General features: G+C 61.8%; 20 protein-coding genes, 1 tRNA gene and 1 rRNA gene. 7 read left to right on the top strand and 15 right to left on the bottom strand.

The features are described from left to right. Window positions 1-389: 389 nt before the first annotated feature. The 4 genes from AC07UR_RS21230 to AC07UR_RS21215 form a co-directional block, all read right to left on the bottom strand. Window positions 390-812, bottom strand: coding sequence for a DMT family transporter (locus AC07UR_RS21230; RefSeq protein WP_209790245.1), 423 nt, complete (start codon window positions 810-812; stop codon window positions 390-392). After that, window positions 809-1,294 (bottom strand): DMT family transporter, encoded by a 486-nt coding sequence (locus AC07UR_RS21225; RefSeq protein ID WP_209790246.1) that lies wholly within the window; start codon window positions 1,292-1,294, stop codon window positions 809-811. The genes AC07UR_RS21230 and AC07UR_RS21225 overlap by 4 nt, the downstream gene beginning before the upstream one ends. A gap of 306 nt (window positions 1,295-1,600) precedes the next feature. Beyond that, window positions 1,601-3,031: a coniferyl aldehyde dehydrogenase gene (locus tag AC07UR_RS21220; protein WP_234941780.1), complete on the bottom strand. Its 1,431-nt coding sequence runs from the start codon at window positions 3,029-3,031 to the stop codon at window positions 1,601-1,603. Next, window positions 3,015-3,731 carry a lysoplasmalogenase gene (locus AC07UR_RS21215; RefSeq protein WP_209790248.1) on the bottom strand — a complete coding sequence of 239 codons (717 nt, stop codon included), beginning with the start codon at window positions 3,729-3,731 and terminating at the stop codon, window positions 3,015-3,017. The genes AC07UR_RS21220 and AC07UR_RS21215 overlap by 17 nt, the downstream gene beginning before the upstream one ends. 233 nt (window positions 3,732-3,964) lie before the next feature. Here AC07UR_RS21215 and AC07UR_RS21210 point away from each other — a divergent pair, with 233 nt between their 5' ends. After that, the gene (locus tag AC07UR_RS21210; RefSeq protein WP_209790249.1) at window positions 3,965-4,558 is read left to right on the top strand and encodes a TetR/AcrR family transcriptional regulator; all 594 of its coding nucleotides are present in this window, start codon (window positions 3,965-3,967) and stop codon (window positions 4,556-4,558) included. Window positions 4,559-4,605: 47 nt separating this feature from the next. After that, the gene (locus tag AC07UR_RS21205) at window positions 4,606-5,079 is read left to right on the top strand and encodes a Rid family hydrolase (RefSeq protein ID WP_209790250.1); all 474 of its coding nucleotides are present in this window, start codon (window positions 4,606-4,608) and stop codon (window positions 5,077-5,079) included. 16 nt (window positions 5,080-5,095) lie between these two features. Here the strand turns inward: AC07UR_RS21205 and AC07UR_RS21200 are convergent, their stop codons facing one another. The 3 genes from AC07UR_RS21200 to AC07UR_RS21190 all read right to left on the bottom strand — a co-directional run bounded on the left by AC07UR_RS21200 (window position 5,096) and on the right by AC07UR_RS21190 (window position 8,745). Beyond that, the gene (locus AC07UR_RS21200) at window positions 5,096-5,998 is read right to left on the bottom strand and encodes a methylenetetrahydrofolate reductase (RefSeq protein ID WP_209790251.1); all 903 of its coding nucleotides are present in this window, start codon (window positions 5,996-5,998) and stop codon (window positions 5,096-5,098) included. A gap of 251 nt (window positions 5,999-6,249) precedes the next feature. Beyond that, window positions 6,250-6,396 (bottom strand): DUF1127 domain-containing protein, encoded by a 147-nt coding sequence (locus AC07UR_RS21195; protein WP_173423414.1) that lies wholly within the window; start codon window positions 6,394-6,396, stop codon window positions 6,250-6,252. Between the two features lie 300 nt (window positions 6,397-6,696). Next, the gene (locus tag AC07UR_RS21190; RefSeq protein ID WP_209790252.1) at window positions 6,697-8,745 is read right to left on the bottom strand and encodes a bifunctional aldolase/short-chain dehydrogenase; all 2,049 of its coding nucleotides are present in this window, start codon (window positions 8,743-8,745) and stop codon (window positions 6,697-6,699) included. Window positions 8,746-9,207: 462 nt separating this feature from the next. Here AC07UR_RS21190 and AC07UR_RS21185 point away from each other — a divergent pair, with 462 nt between their 5' ends. Then, window positions 9,208-10,188: a sugar-binding transcriptional regulator gene (locus AC07UR_RS21185; protein ID WP_234941782.1), complete on the top strand. Its 981-nt coding sequence runs from the start codon at window positions 9,208-9,210 to the stop codon at window positions 10,186-10,188. Window positions 10,189-10,247: 59 nt separating this feature from the next. Here AC07UR_RS21185 and AC07UR_RS21180 read toward each other — a convergent pair whose 3' ends face one another. From AC07UR_RS21180 to AC07UR_RS21160, 5 genes are all read right to left on the bottom strand, one after another. Next, window positions 10,248-11,195: a carbohydrate kinase family protein gene (locus tag AC07UR_RS21180; RefSeq protein ID WP_209790253.1), complete on the bottom strand. Its 948-nt coding sequence runs from the start codon at window positions 11,193-11,195 to the stop codon at window positions 10,248-10,250. A 53-nt stretch (window positions 11,196-11,248) separates the two neighbouring features. Further along, on the bottom strand, window positions 11,249-12,283 hold the full coding sequence (locus AC07UR_RS21175; RefSeq protein ID WP_209790254.1) for an ABC transporter permease: 1,035 nt from the start codon (window positions 12,281-12,283) through the stop codon (window positions 11,249-11,251). Then, entirely contained in the window at window positions 12,280-13,866 is a 1,587-nt protein-coding gene (locus tag AC07UR_RS21170; protein ID WP_209790255.1) for a sugar ABC transporter ATP-binding protein, read from the bottom strand. The genes AC07UR_RS21175 and AC07UR_RS21170 overlap by 4 nt, the downstream gene beginning before the upstream one ends. A 200-nt stretch (window positions 13,867-14,066) precedes the next feature. Next, a complete protein-coding gene (locus AC07UR_RS21165) occupies window positions 14,067-15,068 on the bottom strand; it encodes a substrate-binding domain-containing protein (RefSeq protein WP_209790256.1) in 1,002 nt (333 codons plus the stop codon). A gap of 79 nt (window positions 15,069-15,147) precedes the next feature. Further along, complete coding sequence (locus tag AC07UR_RS21160; RefSeq protein ID WP_234941816.1) at window positions 15,148-16,077, bottom strand: ABC transporter permease; 930 nt, start codon at window positions 16,075-16,077, stop codon at window positions 15,148-15,150. Window positions 16,078-16,700: 623 nt separating this feature from the next. Between AC07UR_RS21160 and AC07UR_RS21155 the strand changes: the two genes are divergently transcribed. Then, window positions 16,701-19,262 (top strand): GcvT family protein, encoded by a 2,562-nt coding sequence (locus tag AC07UR_RS21155; protein ID WP_209790258.1) that lies wholly within the window; start codon window positions 16,701-16,703, stop codon window positions 19,260-19,262. An 89-nt stretch (window positions 19,263-19,351) separates the two neighbouring features. On the opposite strand, the gene AC07UR_RS21150 is transcribed toward AC07UR_RS21155, so the two are convergent. Beyond that, window positions 19,352-20,281 (bottom strand): aldo/keto reductase, encoded by a 930-nt coding sequence (locus AC07UR_RS21150; protein WP_209790259.1) that lies wholly within the window; start codon window positions 20,279-20,281, stop codon window positions 19,352-19,354. 560 nt (window positions 20,282-20,841) lie between these two features. Here AC07UR_RS21150 and AC07UR_RS21145 point away from each other — a divergent pair. The 3 genes from AC07UR_RS21145 to AC07UR_RS21135 all read left to right on the top strand — a co-directional run bounded on the left by AC07UR_RS21145 (window position 20,842) and on the right by AC07UR_RS21135 (window position 22,847). Further along, window positions 20,842-21,114, top strand: coding sequence for a hypothetical protein (locus AC07UR_RS21145; protein WP_327795843.1), 273 nt, complete (start codon window positions 20,842-20,844; stop codon window positions 21,112-21,114). 135 nt (window positions 21,115-21,249) lie between these two features. Continuing rightward, a complete protein-coding gene (locus tag AC07UR_RS21140; RefSeq protein ID WP_209790261.1) occupies window positions 21,250-21,528 on the top strand; it encodes an FAD-dependent monooxygenase in 279 nt (92 codons plus the stop codon). 170 nt (window positions 21,529-21,698) lie between these two features. After that, window positions 21,699-22,847 carry a GMC family oxidoreductase gene (locus AC07UR_RS21135; protein ID WP_209790262.1) on the top strand — a complete coding sequence of 383 codons (1,149 nt, stop codon included), beginning with the start codon at window positions 21,699-21,701 and terminating at the stop codon, window positions 22,845-22,847. Between the two features lie 110 nt (window positions 22,848-22,957). Here AC07UR_RS21135 and AC07UR_RS21130 read toward each other — a convergent pair. Continuing rightward, a tRNA-Met gene (locus AC07UR_RS21130) sits at window positions 22,958-23,034 on the bottom strand. A gap of 195 nt (window positions 23,035-23,229) precedes the next feature. Then, a 5S ribosomal RNA gene (gene rrf, locus AC07UR_RS21125) occupies window positions 23,230-23,344 on the bottom strand. Window positions 23,345-23,524 lie beyond the last annotated feature (180 nt).

Raw genomic sequence — 23,524 nt, 5'->3', positions numbered from 1 at the left:
TTGGCCGCGATACCCAGATGACGATTGGCAGCAGGCACATGTGACGCCGACATCGTTATTTTTTCGGGCCTGTGCTTTTCCGTCGGAATGAAGGCTGTCCACATTTTCGGGAATAAGTTGGGGATCAGCTGGCCATCGGCGCCGCCGCCGTGCGCCACATACCTGGACGCCTTATTGAGGCCACGAAATCGGTGGCACCATCGGCGTCGGCGGACCTTGGGTCTATTGCCTTGCGCAGGGATCGAACGAGGGCCTGCGCAAGGCATGATCGGCAAAGCGGTTGTCGCCCATCCCCGTCAGCAAATCACATCCATCAGCAAAATGACGACGGAGGCGGCGGTGGTTGTCCACTGACGCGGCGATAACGCTTGCCTGCGCCTGTCGCCTTTTCAACGGCGGCGTTGGGTCAGCGCCATGCCGGCAAGGATCAGCGCGACGCCGAGCACACTGGCAAGAAGCCCCGCAGAGACGCCCTGCAACACATCAAGCGCCACGCCCGAGACCATCTGCCCTCCGATCACCAGCAGCGCGGTATTGACGGCACCGATGCGCGCGATGAGCCAGCTTCCGGCAGCGACGAAGACCACACCGATCGAGCCGCCGAGATAGGCATGCCAGGGGGCGTCCGCCGCCCCTTCGGGAATGAGGCCGCCAATAGACAGGCCGAGAATGCTCAGGGCGACGAAGCCGACGATATGGTTCCAGAACGACGCGATCAGCGGCGACGTCGAAAGGCTGAGCCGGCCATTGACCTGTCGGCTGACGCCGACCAGAACTCCGGCGAGGCAGGCAAGAAGGATCGGCAGGGTCATGCGTTGCCCCTGCCGAAGAGGATAATGAGCGCACTGCCGGCAAGGATCAGGACCATGGCGGCCAGATCTCGACGATCCGGACGACGCATCGGCAGGCCGAAGAGCCCCCAGCGATCCGCCACGATGCTGAAGATCACCTGGCCCGCCAGGCCCAGGGCAAGCGTACCGGACAATGCAAGCGGCGAGTTCACCGCAAACGAGGTGAGCATGACGGTGATGGCGCCGGAAATCCCGCCAAGATAGGCCCACAGCGGCGCATGCGGCTTCGCCCCTGCATTTCGCGCGCGCCAGGGATAGAGGATAGCGAGCAGCACAAGTGCCGCCACTGTCCCCGTGCCGTGCGCTGCCCAGGACGAGAACAGTGCGTTGCCGTATCGGCCCAGTTCTCCGTTGAAATGAACCATCAGCGTCAGAAGCCCGCCCGTGCCGAAGGCGGCCAGCAGGTGCAACGGGTTCAGCCGAGGTGCGGAGGGAGTGGTCATGAATGGGTGCTCGCAACAAAATCGATCATTCGGCAGTCATCAATCGCCGTTTGCTTTTCCTAGAGGTTCGGGCCCGCGATTGACAGCGTTCGATTGCTTTCGCCGGCCAATTTCCGGCGGCTCGCCCGCGGCCAGCTTCAAACGAGCACCCTCTCCCGTGGAATCCAACAGCTAGGGGACGCGCTGACATTGGGTCTGTGACCGTCGCCAGGCAGAACCGTCCGAGCGACGCCGATGGCGAAATTCTAGCATGACAGTCGCCGTCAGGGCCGATCGACAGACCTGCCGGACAGGCCTCAGGCTGCGTCAGCGGCCGGGAATCCACGTGATGAAACGAACAAGCTTGTCCGTCAGTCCCTTGTAGGGCGGCGAGATCAAGTCACTCGGTGCGGGATCATATTTCCTCAGTACCGGCATCGACTTGGAGAAGGTCAGGAACCCTTCCCGACCGTGATAATGGCCCATGCCGCTCGCGCCGACGCCGCCGAACGGCATGTCGTTGCAGGCAAACTGGTAGAGCGTGTCGTTGATACAGACGCCGCCCGCGACGATGCGGGCGAGGATCGCCTCGATCTCGGTCGCATCCGCGCTGAAGCAATAGAGCGCCAGCGGCCGATCGCGGCCGAGCACATGGTTGATCGCCTCGTCCGTGGTGCGATAGCTGATCACCGGCAGGATCGGCCCGAAAATCTCCTCGCGCATGACCGCGCTATCTTGAGTGGGCTCGAGGACCACGGTGGGCTCCATCAGGCGAACGCGCGACGGCGAAGCCTGTTTCATTTCCAGAAGCGGAATGAGCGCATGCCCGCGCGCCCGCGCATCGCTTACAAGGCCGGCGAGACGGTCGTGCTGGGCGTCGTTGATGATCGAGGTATAATCCTGATAACCGTTGCCCGCCCCGTAGCGCTCACCGATCTGCTGCCTCAGCAGGCTGACGAAAGCATCGCGTTTGCTTTCGTGGATCAGGACATAGTCCGGCGCGATGCAGGTTTGGCCGGCGTTGAAGAACTTGCCTGTCGCGATACGGTCCGCCGCACGCCTTAAATCCGCGCTTTCCCCGACGATCACAGGGGATTTGCCGCCAAGCTCCAGTGTGACCGGGGTCAGATTCTGCGCGGCCGCCGCCATCACCTTGCGACCAACGGCGGTCGAACCGGTGAAGAACAGATGGTCGAACGGCAAAGCGGAAAAGGCCGCCGAGAGGTCGGCGCCGCCGAGCACCACCGTCGCCCGCGTCTGCGGGAAAACGTCGGCGATCAGCCTGCGCAAGAATTCCGACGTGCGCGGCGTATGCTCGGACGGCTTGAGCAGCACATGGTTGCCGGCACCGATCGCCGCGACCAGTGGCGCCAGCGCCAGATTGACCGGATAGTTCCACGGCGAAATGACGCCGACGACACCAAGAGGAACGAACCGGACGTGCGCCTTTGCCGGCCACAGCTTCCATCCGGCCGCGCGGCGCTCGGGCTTCATCCAGGCCTTGAGCCTTGCGAGCGTGTGATCGATCTCCGAAAGCACGACGCTGCCCTCACCAAGCAGCGTTTCATGGACGGAGCGATGGCCGAAATCGGCGCTGACCGCCGTCGACATCTCGTCGAGGCGTTCGCGGAAGAGACGGCGCAGGCGCTTCAGATCGTCCCGGCGCTGCTCGTAGGATGGACGTTGGTCGAGCCAGGCGGCGCGCAAGCGCTCGAAGCTCTGCTGTAGCTGAGGCGTATGACTATCGTGCATGCGCATTGCCTTCGGTCGAACGGGCGAAGAGCCATTGTGCGGCATAATAGGTGCCGAGTACCCAGACGGCATTATAGGGGATATTCCAGCGGAACCGACCGTAAGCGAGCAGCGTGTCGCTGACCATGAAGAACAGCCCACCGAGCGCCGCTGATCGCGCAGCGGATTTCTGCGGCGCGCCGATAGCAATCTGCCGGTCGCGGGAAATCGCCTGTGCTGCCATCGCCGCCAGCGCCAACGCATAGATCACGACGGGAACGCGCATGCCTGGCGGCAAGGACGACCACAATCCGGCAATGACGACAAAGCCGATGACGGTGAAGAGCGCGAACATCCTCTTGTCCGCGGCAAAGCGGCTGTCTCGCGTGAGCGCCCAGATATAGGCGCAGTGGGTCAGGAGAAAACAGACGAGGCCGGCAAGAAAATAGTCGCCCGGCAACATCAGAAAGAAATCGCCAGCCGCCGCAAAGGCTAGCCCCACGACGATCGCCTTCCCATAGGCGCCAGACGAAGGGGCGATGTTGCGAAGGACGGCGACGAGCAAAAGCAGCGTCGCCGTCGGCTTCGTGAGGTAGTGCAGCCATCGCCAACCGGATTGATCGCCACCGGCCAACAGGCTGCCGGCAATGGCGAGAACCGCGAGGAGGATAATCAGCGCATAGAGCCATGCGTTGTTTCGCGCGCCCAAAGTGATGCTTTGTTCCATGCCTGCCCCTCGTTGTTCGCGCGACTTGTCCGCCACGATCGCCCGGTGAAGACCGCCGCTATTGCTGCTCCCCGCTCATTCGAAGGACTGTAATCAAGCACCGAAGATTGTCCATAGCTGAACAAATATGGAGGGCGAGGTCTTTTCTGTAATCGCGGCTACATAAATACGGGGACGGCCTTGTGCAGGCGGTCAGACGATTTATATAAATCTGACTACAGAAAGGACTGTTCATGGCAACCCGGGGACGGCCGCGTGGTTTCGACCGCGATCTTGCGCTTCAGAAAATCATGGATGTATTTTGGGCAAAAGGGTACGAGGCCGCTCAACTCAACGACCTGACGGCGGCCATCGGCATCACGCCGCCGAGCTTCTACGCCGCATTCGGCTCGAAGGAACAGGCGTTTCGCGAGGCGGTCAGCCTCTACGTCGAGACCGCTGGATCGAGCTCGATGCGCGCGCTCAATACCGGAGAAACGGCGCAACAGGCGATACGCGCGATGCTTCTCGCCAGTATCGACGTCGCGCTCAATGCTCCGCAATCGAACGGCTGCTTGCTGATCCTCGGCGTCATGAACTGCCAAGCCGAAACAGAGCCGCTCTACGATCTGCTGAAGGGCCTGCGGAAAGAAACCGTGGAGCGCGTGCGCGCAAGGCTCGAGCGCGGCGTAGCAGACGGCGATCTCCCGCAAACCACCGACATAGCGACCTTGGCCAGCTACTACGGCGCCATCATGCAGGCCATTTCCATGCAGGCGCGTGATGGCGCGCGCCGGCCGGAGCTGGAAGCTCTTGTCGGCCCGTCCCTCACCGCCCTGCAACAATGAAGACAGATTGCCGCTGCGGCAGTCACGACGAATTGAGAGAGATGACGATGCAGACCTTTGAGACGACCGTCAACGCTGTGCCCACCCGGACCGGAAAGGTCGTAATACCGGAGGAATTTCAGGCGGATGTGGATCAGTTTCACTACGCGCCCGCCCGCCGCGCCGGTGATTTCGTCTATCTCTCCGGCATTGTCGCCGCAAACGACGACACCAGACCGATGGACGCCGAAAGGTTTCGTCTCGAACTGCGCCGCGTTTTCACGCTGATCGCACGATTGCTCGATGCGTGTGACGCGCGCCTCGAGGACGTTATCGAACTCCAGATGTTTCATGTGTTTGGAAGCGACCGCCTGGCCCTGGACAAGGCCGGCCAACTGGCCGCGATCGCCGCGGTGCGAGACGAGTTCTTTGCCGCGCCCTATCCCGCCGCGGTCGAACTTGCCGTTGCCGAACTCAATCCCGACGGCGGGCTGGTCGAGATCAAGGCGACGGCATTCGCACCTCCGGCAACGTCCGGTTGATGGGCTTCCAGGCCCGTCAAGGATATCGGGTCTCGTCGAGGACACGTGCGATTCCGTTCATGTGCCGGCCAGCGACGCCAGCCGCCCAGGCAACCGTCTCGTCGATGCCGCCGAAGGGGTAAAGATGAAGCCTGACCTTGCCGAGATCACGCCCCCTCATCCCGTCTTCGAGACGGGTCATGAAACAATCCGGCCCTACCTTGTTGACGAGATTGGCCAGCGAGAACCCATACTTCCCGACGATCGCCGCCGACGAGGCCACACCGAATTGCGTGGCGAACCGCAACAGCCGTCTGACGTCGGCAGGTCCAGGCACGCCGATGCGGATAGGTACATCGATACCCTTGCCTCTGACCTGCGCGATCCAATCGACGATTGCGTCCGCGTCGAAACCGAATTGCGTCGTGATCTCCACCGTGCAGCCACGGGCTTTCAAGAGCCCGATCTTCAGCTCGAGGGCTTCCCACAGGCGCGCTCGGTCGATCCTCGGGTGACCTTCGGGGTAGCCCGCGATCCCGACATGGACAATGTCGTGGTCTGTGATGATGCCGCCGGCAATCAGATCGAGGGAGTCTCCATAAGGACCGGCGGGTGACGACGGATCGCCGCCCACGAACATGAAACGCGTGGGACGCGCAGCAACGATCAGGCCGACGAGCAGTTCGTCCCGGTCCTCGACCGATCTCAGCCGCCGGGATGAAATGATCGGGACGGGTTCGAACCCCCATTGCCGGATCCGTGCCGCCGCGTCGATACGTTGCGCATGGGTCTCGTTTCCGAGGAAGGCGATGTTGATCGGCGTTCCGGCGGGAATAGCGGACCTCGCAGCTTCGATTTGCCCGATATCCTTGCCGGTAATCTCCAGCGAATAGTTGTGAAACAGCGCCGTCTCTGAATCGTGTCGTGTAAACGCAGTCATGGGCATCCTTTGCCGGCGCGGCGACGCATGGGCTGAGTTATCGCAACGCGCCGATCGTTTCCCTGCAATCGTCGATGATCTACCCGATGGGCGGCTGCCGCGTCGACGCGCCAAGCGTCGCAGGCTCGACGCGCTCCGAAAGCAAGTCTGGGCAAAGCACAAGCGATGCATCGAGCTGTAAACCGGAATCAAAAGCGCCCGCTTGTTTCCAAGCGGGCGCTTCGTGAATTGGTCAATTGTCTCAGGCGCGATTAGCGGCCGTAGGCACCCCGGGCAATGCTCTGGATGTCGGCGCGTTCGATGCCGAGGTCGCGCAGTTCACGCGAGGACATGCGGCCCAGTTCGGAGACCGTCTGCCGGTACTTGAGCCAGTTGTTGAAAGAGCGTGCTACGTTCATGATGATCCCCTTTCCTTGGGCTTTCGAAGCTCAGCTGCCAGTCCTTGGCGCTTCGTTCGCTTCGATGAGAGGAATATAGGCGATCACCCCCGCCGGCAGTAGCGCCAAGACCTCAGCCCACCCCTGCAAGCCGTGCATGGATCGTTGTTCCCCAGGGCACTGCGGCGGTCGGAAAGCTGAGTCAAAGAGAACGATCACGGTGATCAACCGCCCTTTGAGTTCAGTTTTACCCAGCCCGGGAAGGTTGGACCTACCGGGCTGGGTGCTGTCATGCTTGGTCTAATGTCCGATGCCTGAAACTCAGCGCATCATCGCGCCGACATTGCCGCCGTCGACCGTGAGGACCGCACCGGTGCTGGTGCGCGCCTTGGCGAGGTGGACGAAGGCGGCCGCAACATCCCGGGCCGTGACTTCACGCTTGACTAGGTTGCCGCGCATGTAGCTCTCCGGCGAAATGCCGCGGGCCTGGCTGCGCTCCTCGATCATCTGGTCAGTCATCAGGCCGGTACGGATGCGGTCCGCATTGACCGCGTTCGAGGTGATGCCGTCGGCACCGTGTTCGACGGCGTACTGGCGCATCAGCGCCATCAGCGCCGCTTTCGACGTTCCGTAGGGACCGAAGTCGGGACCGGGATTGACCGCCTGCTTCGAGACATTGAACACCAGCGCGCCGCCGGTCTTCTGGGCCTTCATGATCCTGACGGCGCTGCGGGCGATGTAATGATGCCCCCAGAAATTGAGCGCGAAGGCCTTCTGGAAGACCTCCTCCGACACATCCAGCAACGCGCCCTGGAAGGCGGCACCGGCGTTCGAGATGACGATATCGACACCGCCGAAATGCCTCGCCACGTCGGCAAGGGCGGCGTCGACCGCCTCCGGCTTGGTCACATCGCAGACGAGACCGATGCCGCCAAGACGAGCGGATTCCTTCTTCAAAGCATCCTCTGCAAGATCGAGCAGGGCGATCTCGGCGCCCTCGGCGTGGAGCGCCTCGGCAATCGCCAGTCCGAGGCCACCGGCACCACCAGTGATCACGGCGACCTGGCGGCTCAAGGGCTTCTCCGCCTGCTTCGTCAGCTTCACCTGTTCCAGCGACCAGTATTCGATGTCGAAGAGGTCCTCTTCCGAAAGCGCCTCGAAGCTCTCGATTCCCTCGGCATTGCGGATGACGGCGATCGTCGCCTCGGCGACATCGGCGCCGACACGGGCAGCCTTCTTCGACGGGCCGGCTGCAAACAGGCCGACGCCCGCCACGTAAAAGACGCGCGGCATCGGATCGAGCATGCGCTTGATACCGCCGACGCGGGCGTTGTTGCGCTCGAAGTAGGCGCGATACTCGTCATTGTAGGCCGCGACGGCTTCCCGCACCTTGTCGGCCCAGGCGGCCATGTCGCCGGCAACGGGTGCCGGCAGCGCCACGCCGAAGCGCTTGATGTGGATGACATGCTCGGGCGTCGCATTGCCGCGATGCACCAGATCGGCAACGTTCTCGGCGTTGCAGAAATCGAGAACTTCTGGACCCGAACGATGTTCGAGCACGAAGCGGCGCGGGCAGCCTTCGATGCCGCTGTCGATGGCGATAGCGCCGCGCAGGACCGGCGCGATCTCTGCCGCCGTTGCCAACGAAGCCGCCTGCTCGACGGCCTTGAACGGACGCGGGTTGCCACGGGCGATCCGGCGCTCGGCCTTGTCGATGGCGGCGATCATCTTTTCATAGGATTCACGCGGGTCTTCCGACCAGGTGAAGATGCCGTGCTTCAGGAGGATCATGCCGTCGGCGCCCGGATTGGCGCGGAATGCCTCGTCGCAGGCCTTGGCCAGATCGAAGCCGGGCATGACGTAGGGGACGATGATGGAATCCGGGAACAGTTCGCGCACCAGATCCTCACCATGCGGCTGGTTGGTCAGCGAAACGATGGCGTTGGCATGGGTATGGTCGATGTGCCGGAACGGCAGGTTGGCGTGCAGGATCGCCTCGACCGACGGGTTCGGTGCGGCGGGATCGATGAGCAGCCGGCGCTGCAGCATCACCATGTCGTCGTCGCTGAGGACAGGGAATTTGACCATGGCCTGAAGCGGCTCCAGCCTGACCGCAGGCAGGCCTGCCGGCTCGATCGTGCCCATGTCCCAACCGCTGCCCTTGACGCACAGAACAGCGACTTCGGACCCATCCATCTCCGTAAACGTGGTCTTGACCGAGGTATTGCCGCCGCCGTGCAGCACCAGCTCAGGATCCGAGCCGAGAAGCCGGGTCGTGTAGGTGCGGATCGCAAGGTCCCGGTTGACGCCGGCATTGACATAGCTGTCGACGACACGGGCGAATTCGGCTTCTGACCATCTGGATTTCATCAAAGTCTCCTGTCTTCCCGCGCTTGGCAGCGTTTCCTATGGGGTTTGAAAATCAAGTCCTGTCGCCGGCCCTCCATCGGATCGCGTGCAGGACGATCGTTCGTCCTGCACGCGCCGTGAAGACACTGGGCGGCCTATCCGCCGGCGGCCTGCAGGCGAAGCCTCGCTGCTGCGTCATCGGTCCGGGGCTGAGTGCGCCCGAAACCGCAATCGACGTCGCGAGTGAGTTGCAGCGGGTTTGCGGAGGCGAAAATGGCTGGACGCAGCGCTCGGCCGACTGGTTCGTTTCCAACCCGTTTGCACGCGCCTATAGTCGTCCATTGCATCTCGGCGTCTCCCAAAACCTTCGCCGAGACAATTGCCACCATGTAGTGTCATCTGTCAACAAGCATGGCAAATTTGTTTGACGGCGGACACTTTTTCCGCTTCAGGAGAAGCCATGACAATCCAGGGGAGCAGACGATGATGGATAGCACGCGGGCGAACCGGGGAGTGGGCGAAGGCATAGCGCTGCCCGCGGAGTTCGACGATGGCGTCGTCTGGGCCGCCTGGCTCTATTATGTCGACCAGCTCACCCAGAGCGAGATCGCCAAGATGCTCGGCGTGTCCCGGGCCACGATCGTCAACTACCTTCAGGAGGCCCGCGAGCGCGGGCTGGTCAATATTCGGCTCAACACCGAAGTCGGCTTCCGCACCGGCATTGCGCGACGCCTGAAGGACAAGTTTGGCCTCGAGGGGGCATTGGTCATTCCGGCCGTCGACAACAGCGACCTGGTGCAGCGTCTCGGTGAAGCCGGAGCGCGCCTGCTTGCCGATATGGTGCAGCCGGGCGACACGATCGGCGTTGCCTGGGGGCGCACGGTGCTGGCGGTTGCCGACAGCATCTCGCTGCCCGAGCCGGTGGAGGGATTGACGGTCGTGCAGGTCTCAGGAAGCTCGATTGCCAACCCGGACTTCGCGCCTGAATTCTGCACCTCGCTGATGTCGCGCCGCATCCATGCCCGCTGCATCAATCTGCTTGCCCCGGCCCTGCTGTCGACGCCTGAGCTAAAGCGGGCCCTTCTGGCGGAACAGGTGCTGGTCAAGCAGTTCGAGCTGATCCACTCCTCGAACATCATCCTGTTCGGCGTCGGAGACATCGGCCCCGAGACGTTGATCCGCTCGGCCAACATCACCGGCCAGGAGGACATCGACGCCTACCAGGCCGGCGGCGCGGTCGGAGTGCTGATCTGCCGCTTCATCGACGCCGAAGGACGGCCGGTGCGCGGCGATCTCGACAACCGCATGGTCGGCATCGAGCTCAACGAGTTGAGCCAGGTGCCTCGGCGCCTGTGCGTTGCCGGTGGCGCCAGCAAGCTGACGGCGATCCGGGCGACGCTGAAGGGCGGCTATCCCACCCATCTGGTCACCGACATCGCCACGGCGGAATTGCTGCTGCAGTAACAGCTCCGCTGCCCGATGTCGGATCGGGCAGCGGACGGTCTTTTCTGCGGGACCCGGCGTCAGCTGGCCTTCACGCGGGCATTGTTCATGAAGTCCCAGGTCGCCTCAAACGAGGTGATGCCGGCATCCGACCCGAGTCCGGTCGCCACGAGTGCGGCCGACGCCTGAGCAAACTTCAAGGCGGTCTCCGTCTCCATGCGGTGATGCAGCCCGGCGATGAAGCCGGCATTGAAGGCATCGCCGCAGCCGGTGGTGTCGACCACGTCGATCTCGAAAGCCGGCAGACGCAGGCTCTTGCCATCGGCATCGAGGAAGCAGACGCCGTCGCCGCCGAGCGTGAAGATGCAGTGCTTGACGCCGAGATCGGCAAAGAAGCGGCCGGCATCTTCGGCGGTCTTCTGGCCGGAAATCAGCATGGCTTCTTCGACCGAAGGCATGAAGTAATCGATAAAGGGGAAGAGCGGTCGGATCAGCGACAGCGTGTTGTCGTTGGCGCCCAGCAGATCGAACGTCGTCGTCCGACCGAAGCGCTTGGCTTCCTCCAGCAGAACGCGGCTCGGTTCGCCGTCGAGGCGATCGAGCAGCCCCGTACCGCCAAGATGGACGATCGGCGGCGCCAGCACCCGCTCGCGCGCATCGGCCGGGATCTCGAAATGGCCCGAGGCCCCGCGCACGTGCAGCGCCGGCCGTTCGCCGTTGCGGCGGATGTTGAGAATGCTCGCGGATGTCGGCACGCCGGCAATGCGCTGCATCTCCGAGCGGTCGATGCCGAAACGGTCGAGCGTGGCGAGCACGAAGTCCGCCTTCTCGTCATCCCCGACCGCGCCGACAGCCAGGCAGTTCAGCCCGAGCTTGGCAAGGTCAACCACCGTGCCGCCGGCAGTGCCGGCTACGGTCAGGCGGATCTCGTCGATAAATTCGACGTTGCCGCCGGACGGGATCCGGTCCACCGGACGGCCGAGAATATCGAGAATATACAATCCGATTACAGATACGTCGTGCGCCATGCACTTAACCTTCCCTGCTGAAATGGTAACCGCTGGATGATTGCCGAACGCCCTTAGCCTCTTGCGCGAAGCGAAAAGACGGTGCCGGCGAGAACGATGAAGACGCCGATAATGGCGAGCTGCCAGGTACTCGGAATGCCGACGAGGATGAGAACGTTGCTGACCAGCGTGATCAGCACCACGCCGAGCAGCGTTCCGATCACGCTGCCGGAGCCACCGGTAATACGCGCACCACCGAGAACGACGGCTGCGATGATCTCGAGCTCGGTACCGGCAAGATCGAACGGATTGGCAAGCCGGTTGCTGGCGACATGCATGATCCCCGCGATGCCGGCGAGCAGGCCGGCATAGGCAAAGACGAAGATGTGCACGGTGCGCAGATTGTAGCCGAGACGCTCCGCGATGCCGGGGTTACCACCGACGGCATAGACCGCTCGACCGATCAGCGTGCGCTCGAGGATCCACCAGGTGACGACTGCCGCAACGGCCAGCACCAGCACGAAGGCCGGCAACACCGAGATTGAACCATTGGCGCTTTGATGGGTGAAAAGCGCCAGTTTGCCGAACGCTTCCATCGAGCCCGGGATGTTCATAAACAGGGCGGTGCCGACGAAGGTGAGCAGGAAGCTGCGAATGACGTATTGCGTGCCGATCGTCACGATCAGTGACGGCGCGCGCAACGTGTGGACAAGCAGGCCGTTGAGCGCCCCGAAACAGGCGCCACCTGCGGCCGCCACCAGCAGGATCACCGGCATAGGCAGCCCTGGCAGCAGGTTGGTGACCAGCATGGTCACCGTGTACATGACGAAAGCGGCGATGGCGGTGAAGGAAACGTCGATGCCGCCAGATGCCAGCACCACCAGAACCCCGAGCGCAAAGAGCCCGCGAACGACGGAAGCGCGCAGGATGTCGAACAGGTTCGACATCTGCCAGAAGTCCGTATTGATCGTCCCGACCACCAGGCAGACGAGCACGATCAGCGAGAAGGTGACGACCGGCGGATGCCGCAGCAGCCAGCGCCAGGCCGAAGCAAGCGACGCCTTGCCGTTGCCTTCAGGGGTTGCCCCGTTGAATGTCGTGTCGGTCATTGCGGGGTCCTCGCAGTCGTCTCTTCTACCAGGGCGCGATAGAGCGCCTCTTCCTTGAGCGTTTCGGCCTCGAAGGCTTCGACCACCTCGCCCTTGCGCATCACCATGATCCGGTCGCAGTTCTGCAGCAGTTCGAGCAGGTCGTCGCTGATGATGATGACGCCCATGCCCTCGTCCGCGAGGCGCTGGATGATCCGATAGATCGTGTCCTTGGATCCGACATCGACGCCGACGGTCGGGCCGTGCAGCACCAGAAGCTTTGGGTTGATGGTCAGCCAACGGCCGATAAGCACGCGCTGCTGGTTGCCGCCGGAAAGTGACTGCACCGGGTTGGCGACATCGGGTGTCACGACCTGCAGATCTTCGACCGAGCGCTTCGCCAGTTCGCGGCTGCGACGACCGTCGAGGATGCCGAAGGCGCCGCGAAGGCGGTCGAGCACCGGCACGACGATGTTCTCCTCGATCGGCTTTTCAAGAAAGAGACCTTCCGAAAGCCGATCCTCGGGGACGTAGCCAATGCCGGCTTCGATGGCGTCGGCAGGCTTGCGGGGCGTCACATCCTTGCCATCGAGGCGGATGCGCCCCGCATCGGCCGGCACGACGCCGGCAATTGCCCTGGCGAGTTCATTGCGGCCCGAATCCAGAAGGCCGGTGATGCCGACGATCTCGCCCCCGCGCATGGAGAAGGAAACGTTGGCAAAAGCCCCCTTCAACGACAGCGCATCGACGGAAAGCAGATCCTCGCCAAACTTCGGTGCGGAGCGATAACGCGTTTCGTCCAGCACCTTGCCGGTCATCCAGAAGCCGAGTTCGGCCTTGGTGTGATCGGCGATGTCGCATTCGGCGACCTTCTGGCCGTCGCGCATGATGACTGCGCGGCCGCCGATCTCCTTGCACTCGTCAAGCTTGTGCGTGACGAACAAGACGGCAACGCCCTTGGCGCGCAAGCGCGTGACGATGCCGATCAGATTGTCGACCTCGTGTTTCGTCAGCGCCGTCGTCGGCTCGTCCATGATGACGAGGCGGGCATCAGACGCGATGGCGCGGGCAATCGCGATCAACTGGCGCGTCGCCATCGGCAATTCATCGGTGCGCGTCGACAGAAAGGCGCGGCTCGTCGGCAGGTTCACGGCGGCAAGCGCGCGTTCCGCCGTCTGGCGCATCTGTTTGAGATCAAGCCGCCGGGCAAGTTTGCCGGAAGCGGCGACCAATTGCTGCGTCAAGCCGACATTTTCGGCGACGGACAGGTTGGGCAGCAGCGAAAAGTCCTGGTAGACGGTCTCGATGCCGGCCGCGAGAGCCGCAACGGGCGTCAGATGGCCGACGGGCTTGCCGTCGATGAGCAGTTCGCCGGCGTCCGCCGGCTGTGCACCGGAAATGATCTTGATGAGCGTGCTCTTGCCGCAACCGTTCTCGCCCATCAGGTGATAGATCTGCCCGGGTTCGATCGACAGACTGACCCCCTTCAGCGCGCGAACGCCACCGAAGCTTTTCTGGATGTTGCGAATTTCCAGATAGGGGATTGCGGCTGTCGCGATCTCGCCGCCTTGAGGCGGCGCGCCGGCTTCGTGCTTGAGCTGCATGGCACTGTCCTGACCAAAAAGAACGAGGCCTGCTGAACGTCTCCTCACATCACAATCGATCCGTCGAGAAGATAGGCAGCAGGTTTGAAGCGTTATAGCGCCCCTGGCGCATCCGGTTTGACACGCAGCGCTATAGCGGCATTCGACTGGCGATGCCGGGCTCACGATCGAGCCCGGCATCGCCGTCATCATCTACCCGATCAGAACGGGTACTTGGCGTAGTTCAACTTGTCGACGTCGACCCAGGCCTGGCCAACGACGATCACGCCTTCGCCGGCACCCTTCTTGACGGTGACCTTCTCGTAACCGGGAACGCCGAGGTCCATGCCGTCCTTGAGCTCCTCGCCCTTCAACACCATGTCGGCGACCTTGTTCATGACGTAGCCGGCATCCTTCGGATCCCAGAAGCTGATTCCGTCGACGGCGCCCGATTCCAGATAGGAGCCGGTGTCCTTCGGCAGGCCGATGCCGAACACGCAGGTCTTGTCCTGCAGGCCGGCTTCCTCGACGGCGCGGCCGATGCCGATGACGTCGATCGCCGAACCGCCCTGGAAGCCCTTGATGTCAGGGTATTTGCGCAGGATCTCGCGCGCCTTTTCATAGGCGCGATTGGCATCATTGAAGGATTCGTTCTTTTCCGAAACCAGCTCCATCTCCGGGTACTTCTTGGCATTTTCCGAGCCGCCATCGGCCCACTGCACGTGGGTCAGGCTACCGAGCGAGCCGACGAACGAAGTCCACTTGCCGGACTTGCCCATGCACTCGGCGATCTTTTCATTGAACCGTGCGCCAAAAACCTTGTTGTCGAAGGCTTCGATGTCGACGAGCGTGTTCTTCATGTTGTCGGCTTCATGGGTGATCACCTTGATGCCGCGCTGGCTGGCGCGCTTCAGCACGCCTTCGAGAGCGGACGCGTCCATCGGCACGACGGCGATCGCGGCAACCTTCTTGGCCACCAGATCTTCGATCAGACGACCCTGCTGGGCGGCATCCGCCTTGCCCGGACCGACCTGGCTCGTGGCGACACCGGGATTTTCCTTGCCATAGGCGTCGACGCCTTCGTTCATGCGGGTGAACCAGTTTTCGCCGGTGACCTTCACCACGGTGACGATGCTGGGCTTTTCCTCGGCAATGGCGGCCGTGGTTGCAGTCAATGCTCCAAGCGCAACGGCGCAGGCAGCGAATTTACGAATGGCAAGCATGCATTCCTCCCAAAGAACCTTCGAATTTTGACAGATCGGCCGGCGTGCGAAGGCGTCTCGCCGGCCCTGGAACTTAAGGTCAGCCGCGCAACGCCTTTGCCCAGGCCTTGGCGTCGAAACCCGATGTCGCGAGAAAGACGAGCAGCAGCACGCCCCAGGCGAGGTCGCGGAAGAAGTTGGAGATGTCCATGAAGTTGAACAGGCTCGACAGGATCTGCAGCGACGTCGCCGAAAGAACGACGCAGATCACCCGACCATACCCGCCCTCCGGGCGAACGCCCGCCATGACGGCAATGAGGATGGCGATCAGCACGTAGGAATTGCCGTAGTCCCACTTCACGCTGGAGGTGCGCGCGGCAATCACGATGCCGGCGACCGAGGCGAGTACGCCGCAGGCGGTATAGGTCAGAAACAGGATGCGCTTTTCCGCAATTCCGGCATAACGCGCGGCCTTGGCGTTGTTGCCGAGCAGCAGCAGCCTCAGACCGAACGGGCTGTAGCGAAGCACGCCTCCGAGGATAAGCGCAATCAGCAGGAAGAGTGCGAAGCACAGGGGGACACCCAGAACCGGGGTGTTGCCGAACGCATCGAGCGGTTCGATGTAGCCGAGACCAAGTGCAGACCCGTTGGTGAAGGCGATCGCAAGCCCGGTAAAGAACAGCTGCGTGCCGAGCGTGGCGATGATCGGCGTCAGCCCGGCGCGCGCGATCAGGAAGCCGTTGAGCATTCCGCCGGCGAGACCGACCAGCAGCGCAATGCCGGCAAAGCTCCAGCTGAACAGGAGTGGCGCATCGTCAGGCGAAACCGTGTCGCGCAACACGAGATAGGCGACGACACCCGACAGGTTGGCAAGCGCGATGCCGGAAAGATCGATGCCGCCATTGCCGGAGATCATCGCCAGCATCACGCCGAGTGCCAGAAGGCCGAGCTCGGGGACCTGGCCGGCCATAGATTGCAGATTGTAGATATCGAGGAAGCTGGCACCGACCAAAACGCCGCCCGCCACCATCACGGCGACGTTGACGACGGCCAAAAAGGCCAACTGACGATCAACCCGAAATTCCAAAGCGCGTCCTCCGTCGTGGTCGTTCGCAAGCCAGCGCGACCACGGCTCCCAGCGCGCTTCAGGGCACGCTCCGTGACCGCGCACCGGGACCTCTTTCGAGTTCGGATGCCGCGACGGCCGACCCAACACGGCCGGCGATGACATTTGCCAAAGACTGTTGTGTATTGTCAACAGCAATCTGGCTCCACCGCTCTATTTGTCTGAAAAGTTTGGAATTTCCCCAACAGAAACACTGCTTCCATATCGCCATTTCTGAACGAAGCGGGAGTTTGGACCGACGTGGAACCGGTCCCGGCCCTTTCGGAAGGGCAAGTCTTCAAGCGTTGCCGAACGACCGACAACCTGGGCGATCCGTCCGGCGGCAGTGCTGCGTCACGGCTGCCGACGAGGAAATCCCTGCATGCGAAGTGATGCGCCCTTGTCGCCGACGGACAGGTGATAGAGAAATCCTGTTTGCAGCGTGCAGGCTCTGGTCGTGCAGCACGATAATTATGTCGTAGACAGGCTCTAGTCGCAGCGCCGCAAATCCTAAAATCCGGCTTCAGTTTCAATCAGGGTCGCAATCAATGGCAGAGTTTCCGCAAAAGGCGAAGGTCGTAATCATCGGGCTGGGTGGCATCGTTGGTGCCTCGATCGCGCATCACCTGATCGAGCGCGGCTGGGACGACATCGTCGGCATCGACAAATCCGGCATCCCGACCGATATCGGCTCGACGGCGCACGCGTCGGACTTCTGCTACACCACCAGCCACGATTATCTTTCGGTCTGGACGACGCAGTATTCGATCGATTTCTTCGAGAAGATGGGGCACTACGCCCGCATCGGCGGCCTGGAAGTCGTACGCACCGGCGACGATGTCTGGATGGAAGAAATCAAGCGCAAGCTTTCCTCGGCCAAAGCCTTCGGCACCCGCGCACACTATGTCTCACCGGCTGAAATCAAGGCGATGTTCCCGCTGATCGAGGAAGATCAGGTCATGGGCGGCATGTTCGACCCGGATGCCGGCCTCGTCATCCCGCGCTCGCAGACGGTTGCCGGCAAGCTGGTCGATGCGGCGGAGAAATCCGGCAAGCTGCAGATCTTCGGCAACACACCGGCAACGTCACTCATCGTCGAGAACGGCCGCATCAAGGGCGTCGTAACCCATCGCGGAACGATCATGGCCGACCATGTCGTCGTCTGCGCCGGTATCTGGGGCCGTCTGATCGCCGAAATGGTGGGAGAGGATCTGCCGGTCATGCCGGTCGACCATCCGCTCACCTTCTTCGGCCCGTACAATGAATTCGAAGGCACCGGCAAGGAAATCGGCTTTCCGCTTTTGCGCGACCAGGGCAACTCCGCCTATATGCGCGACACCGGCGACCCGAAGACCACCGAAGGCGGCCAGATCGAGTGGGGCTATTATGAGACCACCAATCCCCGTCTCTGCCATCCGCGTAACATTCTTGAAAAGCACGAGGCGCGCCTGTCGCCCTCGCAGCGCGACCTCGATATGGAACAGATTATCGAGCCGCTTGAGCGCGCCATGGAACTGACACCGATCCTCGGCGAACTCGGCTACAATGAAGGCCATTCCTTTAACGGCCTCTTGCAGGTTTCGGCCGCCGGCGGCCCGTCCTGCGGCGAGAGCCAGAAAGTGCGCGGCCTCTGGTACTGCGTCGCCATCTGGGTGAAGGATGGCCCCGGCTACGGCAAGCTGATTGCCGACTGGATGACGGACGGGCGCACCGAGATCGACCATAACTCGATCGACTATTCGCGCTTCTATCCGCACCAGCTTGAGGAGAAGTTTATCGAGGGTCGCTGCTTCGAGGCGGCGCAGAAGATCTACTATCCAGCTGTGCACACGCGCGAACCCTATGGGACCGGACGCAAAGTCAAGCGCTCGCCCTTTTATGAGCGCGAGAAGGAACTTGGCGGCTACTTCATGGAACTGGGCGGTTGGGAGCGCGCGCACGGCTACGCCGCCAACGAACATCTGCTCGAAAAATACGGCGACCGCGTTCCCGTGCGCGAGAACGAATGGGACAGCCGCCATTTCTGGCGCGTGTCCAACGCCGAACATCTGGCGATGAGCGACGATTGCGGTATCGTCAACCTCTCGCACTTCCACATGGTCGACATCTCAGGGCCCGACCATGTCGCGCTGCTCGAGTGGCTGTGCGCCGCCAAGATCGGCGGCGACGGCAATATCGGCAAGGGCATCTACACCCACTTCCTCGATGACGAGGGCATGGTGCGCGCCGACTTCACGGTCTTCCGCATGGAAGACCGCTGCCGTCTCGTGAACGGCGCCGATGCCGGTCCGCGCGACTTCCACTACATGCGACGCGTCGCCGAAGACCGCGGCCTCGATGTCACCATCACCGACGTCTCGGAGAAGTTCATCACCATCGGCATCTGGGGGCCCAACGCCCGCCAGACGCTGCAAAAGGTCGTTGCCGATCCCGCGGGCCTCGAACTCGAGAACTTTGCCTTCGCCGCGATCAAGCCGATCGAGATCGCCGGCAAGAAGGTCACCGCCTTCCGCATCTCCTATGTCGGTGAGCAGGGCTGGGAACTGCACATGAAGTACGAAGACGGCCTTGCCGTCTGGGACGCACTGCGCGCAACCGGCGTCATGGCCTTCGGCGTAGAAACCTATGCAAACTCACGTCGCATGGAAAAGAGCCTGCGCCTGCAGAACGCCGATCTCCTGACCCAGTACAACCTCATCGAGGCGGATCTGGCTCGCCCGAAGGTGAAGGACGTGGATTTCCGCGGCAAGGCCAAGCATCTCGAATATAAGGCCCGCGAGCACCAGCCGGCCATGCTGTGCACGCTCATTCTCACCGAAAACACCGACAAGAACGGCGTCAAGCGCTACCCGGTCGGTAGCCTGCCGGTCATGGACCCGGAAACCGGCGCGGTGCTGGTCGACGAACTAGGCCGCCGCTCCTACACCACTTCGATCGCCTTTGGGCCCACGATCGGGAAGAACATCGCGCTTGCCTATCTGCCTTGGTCCCACTGCCAGGTCGGCCGCAAGCTGAACGTCGAATACTTCGCCGAGAGCTACCCCGTCGAAGTTGCCAGCGTCGGCTACAAGCCGCTCTACGACCCGGAGAACCTGAAGCCGCGGAGCTGATCGACTGCGCGCGACGCGAAGCATCGAAAGCAAAGGGCCCGCTCACATCGAGCGGGCCTTTTGTCTTTATGGCTACGTCAAAGCAGAAATCAGGGCAGCACATGCCCCGCCGCAGTGAAGAGGCGGTACCAGTCCTCGCGCGACAGCGTGATATCCGCGCCGGGGGCGATGTCGGCCAGTCGCTCGGGGCTGGTCGTTCCGAGCACCACCTGAATGTTGGCCGGATGACGGGCAATCCAGGCATAGGCGATCGCCGATGGCGACACCGCGTACTTGCCGGAGAGTTCGTCGAGCACCCGGTTGAGTTCCGGGAAGTTCTCTTCGTCACCGAGGAAGACGCCGCCAAAGAAGCCCTGCTGGAAGGGCGACCAGGCCTGCAAGGTCATCCGGTTGATGCGCGAATAGACAACGACCTCCCCGTCGCGGTCGATCGACTGCTCCAGTCCAGCCATGTTGGCGGCCATGCCGAAGGCAACCGACGGAGCGTGCGCAATGCTGAGCTGGATCTGGTTGGCGACGAGCGGCTGACGAATGGCGGTCTTCAGCAGATCGATCTGCCGCGGCGTATGGTTCGAAACGCCGAAATGCCGGACCTTGCCCGCCGCCTGCAGCCGGTCGAAGGCGTCGGCGACTTCCTCCGGCTCCACCAGCGCATCGGGACGATGTAGCAGAAGGAGATCGAGATAGTCAGTCTTCAGCGCCGCAAGCGAGCGATCGACGGACTGGAGGATATGGTCACGGGAGAAGTCGAAATAACCGCGCCGGATCCCGCATTTGCTCTGGATGACGATCTGTTCGCGCTCAGCAGGCTTCAACTGGAGGGCATCGCCGAAGCGGCGCTCGCAGGCATGCAACTCGCCGCCGTAGATATCGGCGTGATCAAAGACGTTGATGCCGACGTCGCGCGCCTTGCCATAGAGCCGCGAAATGGCGTCATCACTGAGGTCACCGATGCGCATCAGGCCGAGAACCGCAGATGAAACCGAGAGATCGGTTGTTCCCAGGCTGAATGTTTTCATAGATTTACGCTCGCCTCATCAATGTCGTTTCGAAGGTAGATTTTCGCCCGCAGTCGCAAACAGCCTGTGATCGCGAATCTTGATCCTCAATTTCTACCAGCCGGCAGGCGCTTGGCAAACGTCGGTGTGTTGTCGACGGTCATGCAAAGCGGGTCATGCTGACGAGCAATGCACCGGTTAGCCCGCCAGCTTTGCTGCCCATCGTCGCGCGGGCCGACGGGTTTTCCGCTCCCAACTCTTTCGAGCCAGTAAAGCAGCAGGGTGACGGAGCTCAGCGGTGCAATTTGTGTTGCGCCTTTTGCCTGGTTGCGGGCCTTATGAATATCGATGTCTTCGCCGCACCTTGAGGCGCATAGCCGCAGCGATGACGTGGGCGGTGATCGGCGTGTAGCACACGAGCAGGAGGTCGGCGTCAGCCACCTCGCGCATCAGCCTCTACGCCGCGCGCACGAAGCCCGGCATCGATTTCCGGGCATTTGATTTCCTGATCCGTCCGGCCGGCTTTCACGGCATTCCTCCGACTTTATCCGAGGCACGGCGCATCAACCCACGACGATCGATTGCTCGACGAGCGTCAGCGCCTGCCGAGCCAGCCTTCAGCCCCGGATGTGCTGCAAGACGGCGGACGGCGTGACATTCGGCTTGGCCCCGGCTCCGGCAAAACTGCCGAGCCGCGCGGCGGCTTCAAAGGCCCGAAGCCGGTCCAGCGGCAGGTGAGCGGAAACCATGACACCTTAGTTTTTCAGCGAAGTGCCACTAATCCTTTTGATCCGGTGACGAGCAAAATTTATCCTGCTTTTGGCGAAATTGTCCTGCGAATAGTGAAACACTAGCGTGCTGCGACAAGTTGGCGCCTCCATCTTCTATCCGCTAGCGATCGCGCCAAGACTGATCCGCAGTGCCACAAGGGGACGGAAGGGTGATTGCGAAGGCGGCCAAGAGGGCGCTGTTCAAAAGCGGGGGGATAGATGTTTGCGGACTTCGAGATCTTTCAACAGGCGTTCGACGTGTGTGTCGGGGGCGCTGGCCCCGTCGGTATTGCCGCTGCGCTGGAATTGAGCAGGCGCGGCATGCGAACGCTGCTTATCGAAGCCGGGTCGAAACGATCGAAACGACCCCAACGAAACGATACAGGCTTCGACATAGAAGACGATATTTATCACGCTGCGGACCGACATACCTCGGCCACCGGCTTGGCGGCACGTCCGAACGATGGGGTGGGCAATGCGTTGAGCTGGATGATATAGACTTCGAAGTAAGAGATTATGTAGCACACTCCGGTTGGCCTATTGCTCACGAAAAGATTTCGCCTTTTTATCAGCGGGCGCGGGCTCTTTTGAGCAGCAATGTCGCCGGCGAGCGATCGGAGCCGGAACCGGAGACAGATTTCCCATCATCCCGGGAAAGCTGGACACGTATGCGCAACACAGCGAAGGCCAACAGCGCCGAGCTCGCTTCTTCGAAGAACCTCTTCGTCGCCCTGGACGCGAGGATCAAAGCTCTGGCGTTCGATCCGGTTGAGGCGCGAGTACATTCCATGTCGATTGCCTGCCGCGGTGGTTCGTACAAGGTGTGCGCCGACCAATATGTGCTGGCCTGTGGCGGCAGAGGTAATACCCGGCTCCTGCTGAACCTCCAGCTGGCGTTTCCGCAATTGTTCGGCGGAAGCGATGGGCCTCTCGGGCGCTTCTACATGGGACATCTCGCTGGACAGATCGCGCAGATCGAATTCGCCACCAAAGAGCAAGCAGAACGGTATCTTTTTAAACGCACATCCACCGGAACCTTCGTGTGCAACCGGTTTCAACCCGCCCCCCAATTGCAACGGGCACTCGAACTGCCGAACATCGCTTTTTGGCCGACAAATCGGAGGGCCGCTGTCGGCGAGGCCGATGCGGCCCTCTCGCTGCTATATCTCTGGAACAGTCGGAAGTCCTTCGTCCACAAGGCGACATGGGGCCAAGCCGACCGACTCCGTTACAATAATGCGCTGCATACTGCATTGCGCAATCCCCTTAGCGCGACCTCTTCGGCGCTGGGGCTGCTTCGCCAAAAATTCAGCTTGGCCGAACCATATGTTCTGCTGCGCAGGCCAGACATGAAATACGGCCTTCGCTACCATGGCGAACAAATTCCAAGCAGTTCAAGCCGCGCCTTCCTCAAGCCAGAGCAGGATGCGGACGGCCAGTTCAAGCTCGACGTCTCGTTCCGATATCTGCCTCAGGATTTTCGCGGGACGCTCCAATCACATTTCGCCTTGGATCGCTGGCTCAAGGAGCGCAAGATAGGCAAGCTGATGTTCGACGCAGCCCCCGAAAACCTCGAAGAGCATATCGCCGCGCAAGCCAAAGACGGCTACCATCAGATCGGGTTGACCAGGATGGGCGTGGACCGCAACCACGCCGTCGTCAACCACAACTGTCGCGTCATCGACATCGCTAACCTCCATATCGCCGGTAGCTCCGTTTTCGCTACGTCCGGACAAGCGAACCCCACGCTTCCCGCCGTTGCCTTGGCCATCAGACTCGCCGAACATCTCGCCAGCGAGGCCCGCCATCAAATCTGACTCCGCATGCAAGGTTCCTGTTTTCCTGGCCTTTTCCGGTTAGCGTTGTCTGGTTAGGCCCGAACGCAGAAAAGCCCGCCGACCTCTTGGTCTGACGGGCTTTTATGATTTGGTTGCGGGGGCAGGATTTGAACCTGCGGCCTTCAGGTTATGAGCCTGACGAGCTACCGGGCTGCTCCACCCCGCGCCAAGCGTAAATCCCTTTGGGATTTATGGTCTGTGCCGAGCAAATTGCGAAGCGATTTGTCTCGTGTAAGGGACGCACTTCTTGTTTTCAGCCTAACAAAACAAAAGGGCCGCTTGTGGGCGGCCCGTGTTCGGCTGGGCCGAGGCATGAAGAGAAGAAGATCGTTGTTTTCGGGTTTTATCTTGCGCTTTGCAGACCTGGCAGCGACCTACTCTCCCGCGTCTTAAGACGAAGTACCATCGGCGCTGGGGCGTTTCACGGCCGTGTTCGGAATGGGAACGGGTGCAGCCACCCCGCCAGAACCACCAGGTCGGCAAAGCGCAAGATTTGCGCCTAGCTTGGCGCAAAGCGAATGAGAAGCTGGTGAGGTGGTGATGCCACCTCTTTGATTTGAACACGTCGCTCATCTGGAAGATGAGCATGAGCAATGGGAACGATCAAGCCAATCGAACGATTAGTACTGGTAAGCTTCATGCGTTGCCGCACTTCC

It is taken from the genome of Ensifer sp. GW821-FHT05G01, from assembly GCF_059419585.1.
This window is presented reverse-complemented; position numbering and strand designations above follow the sequence as displayed.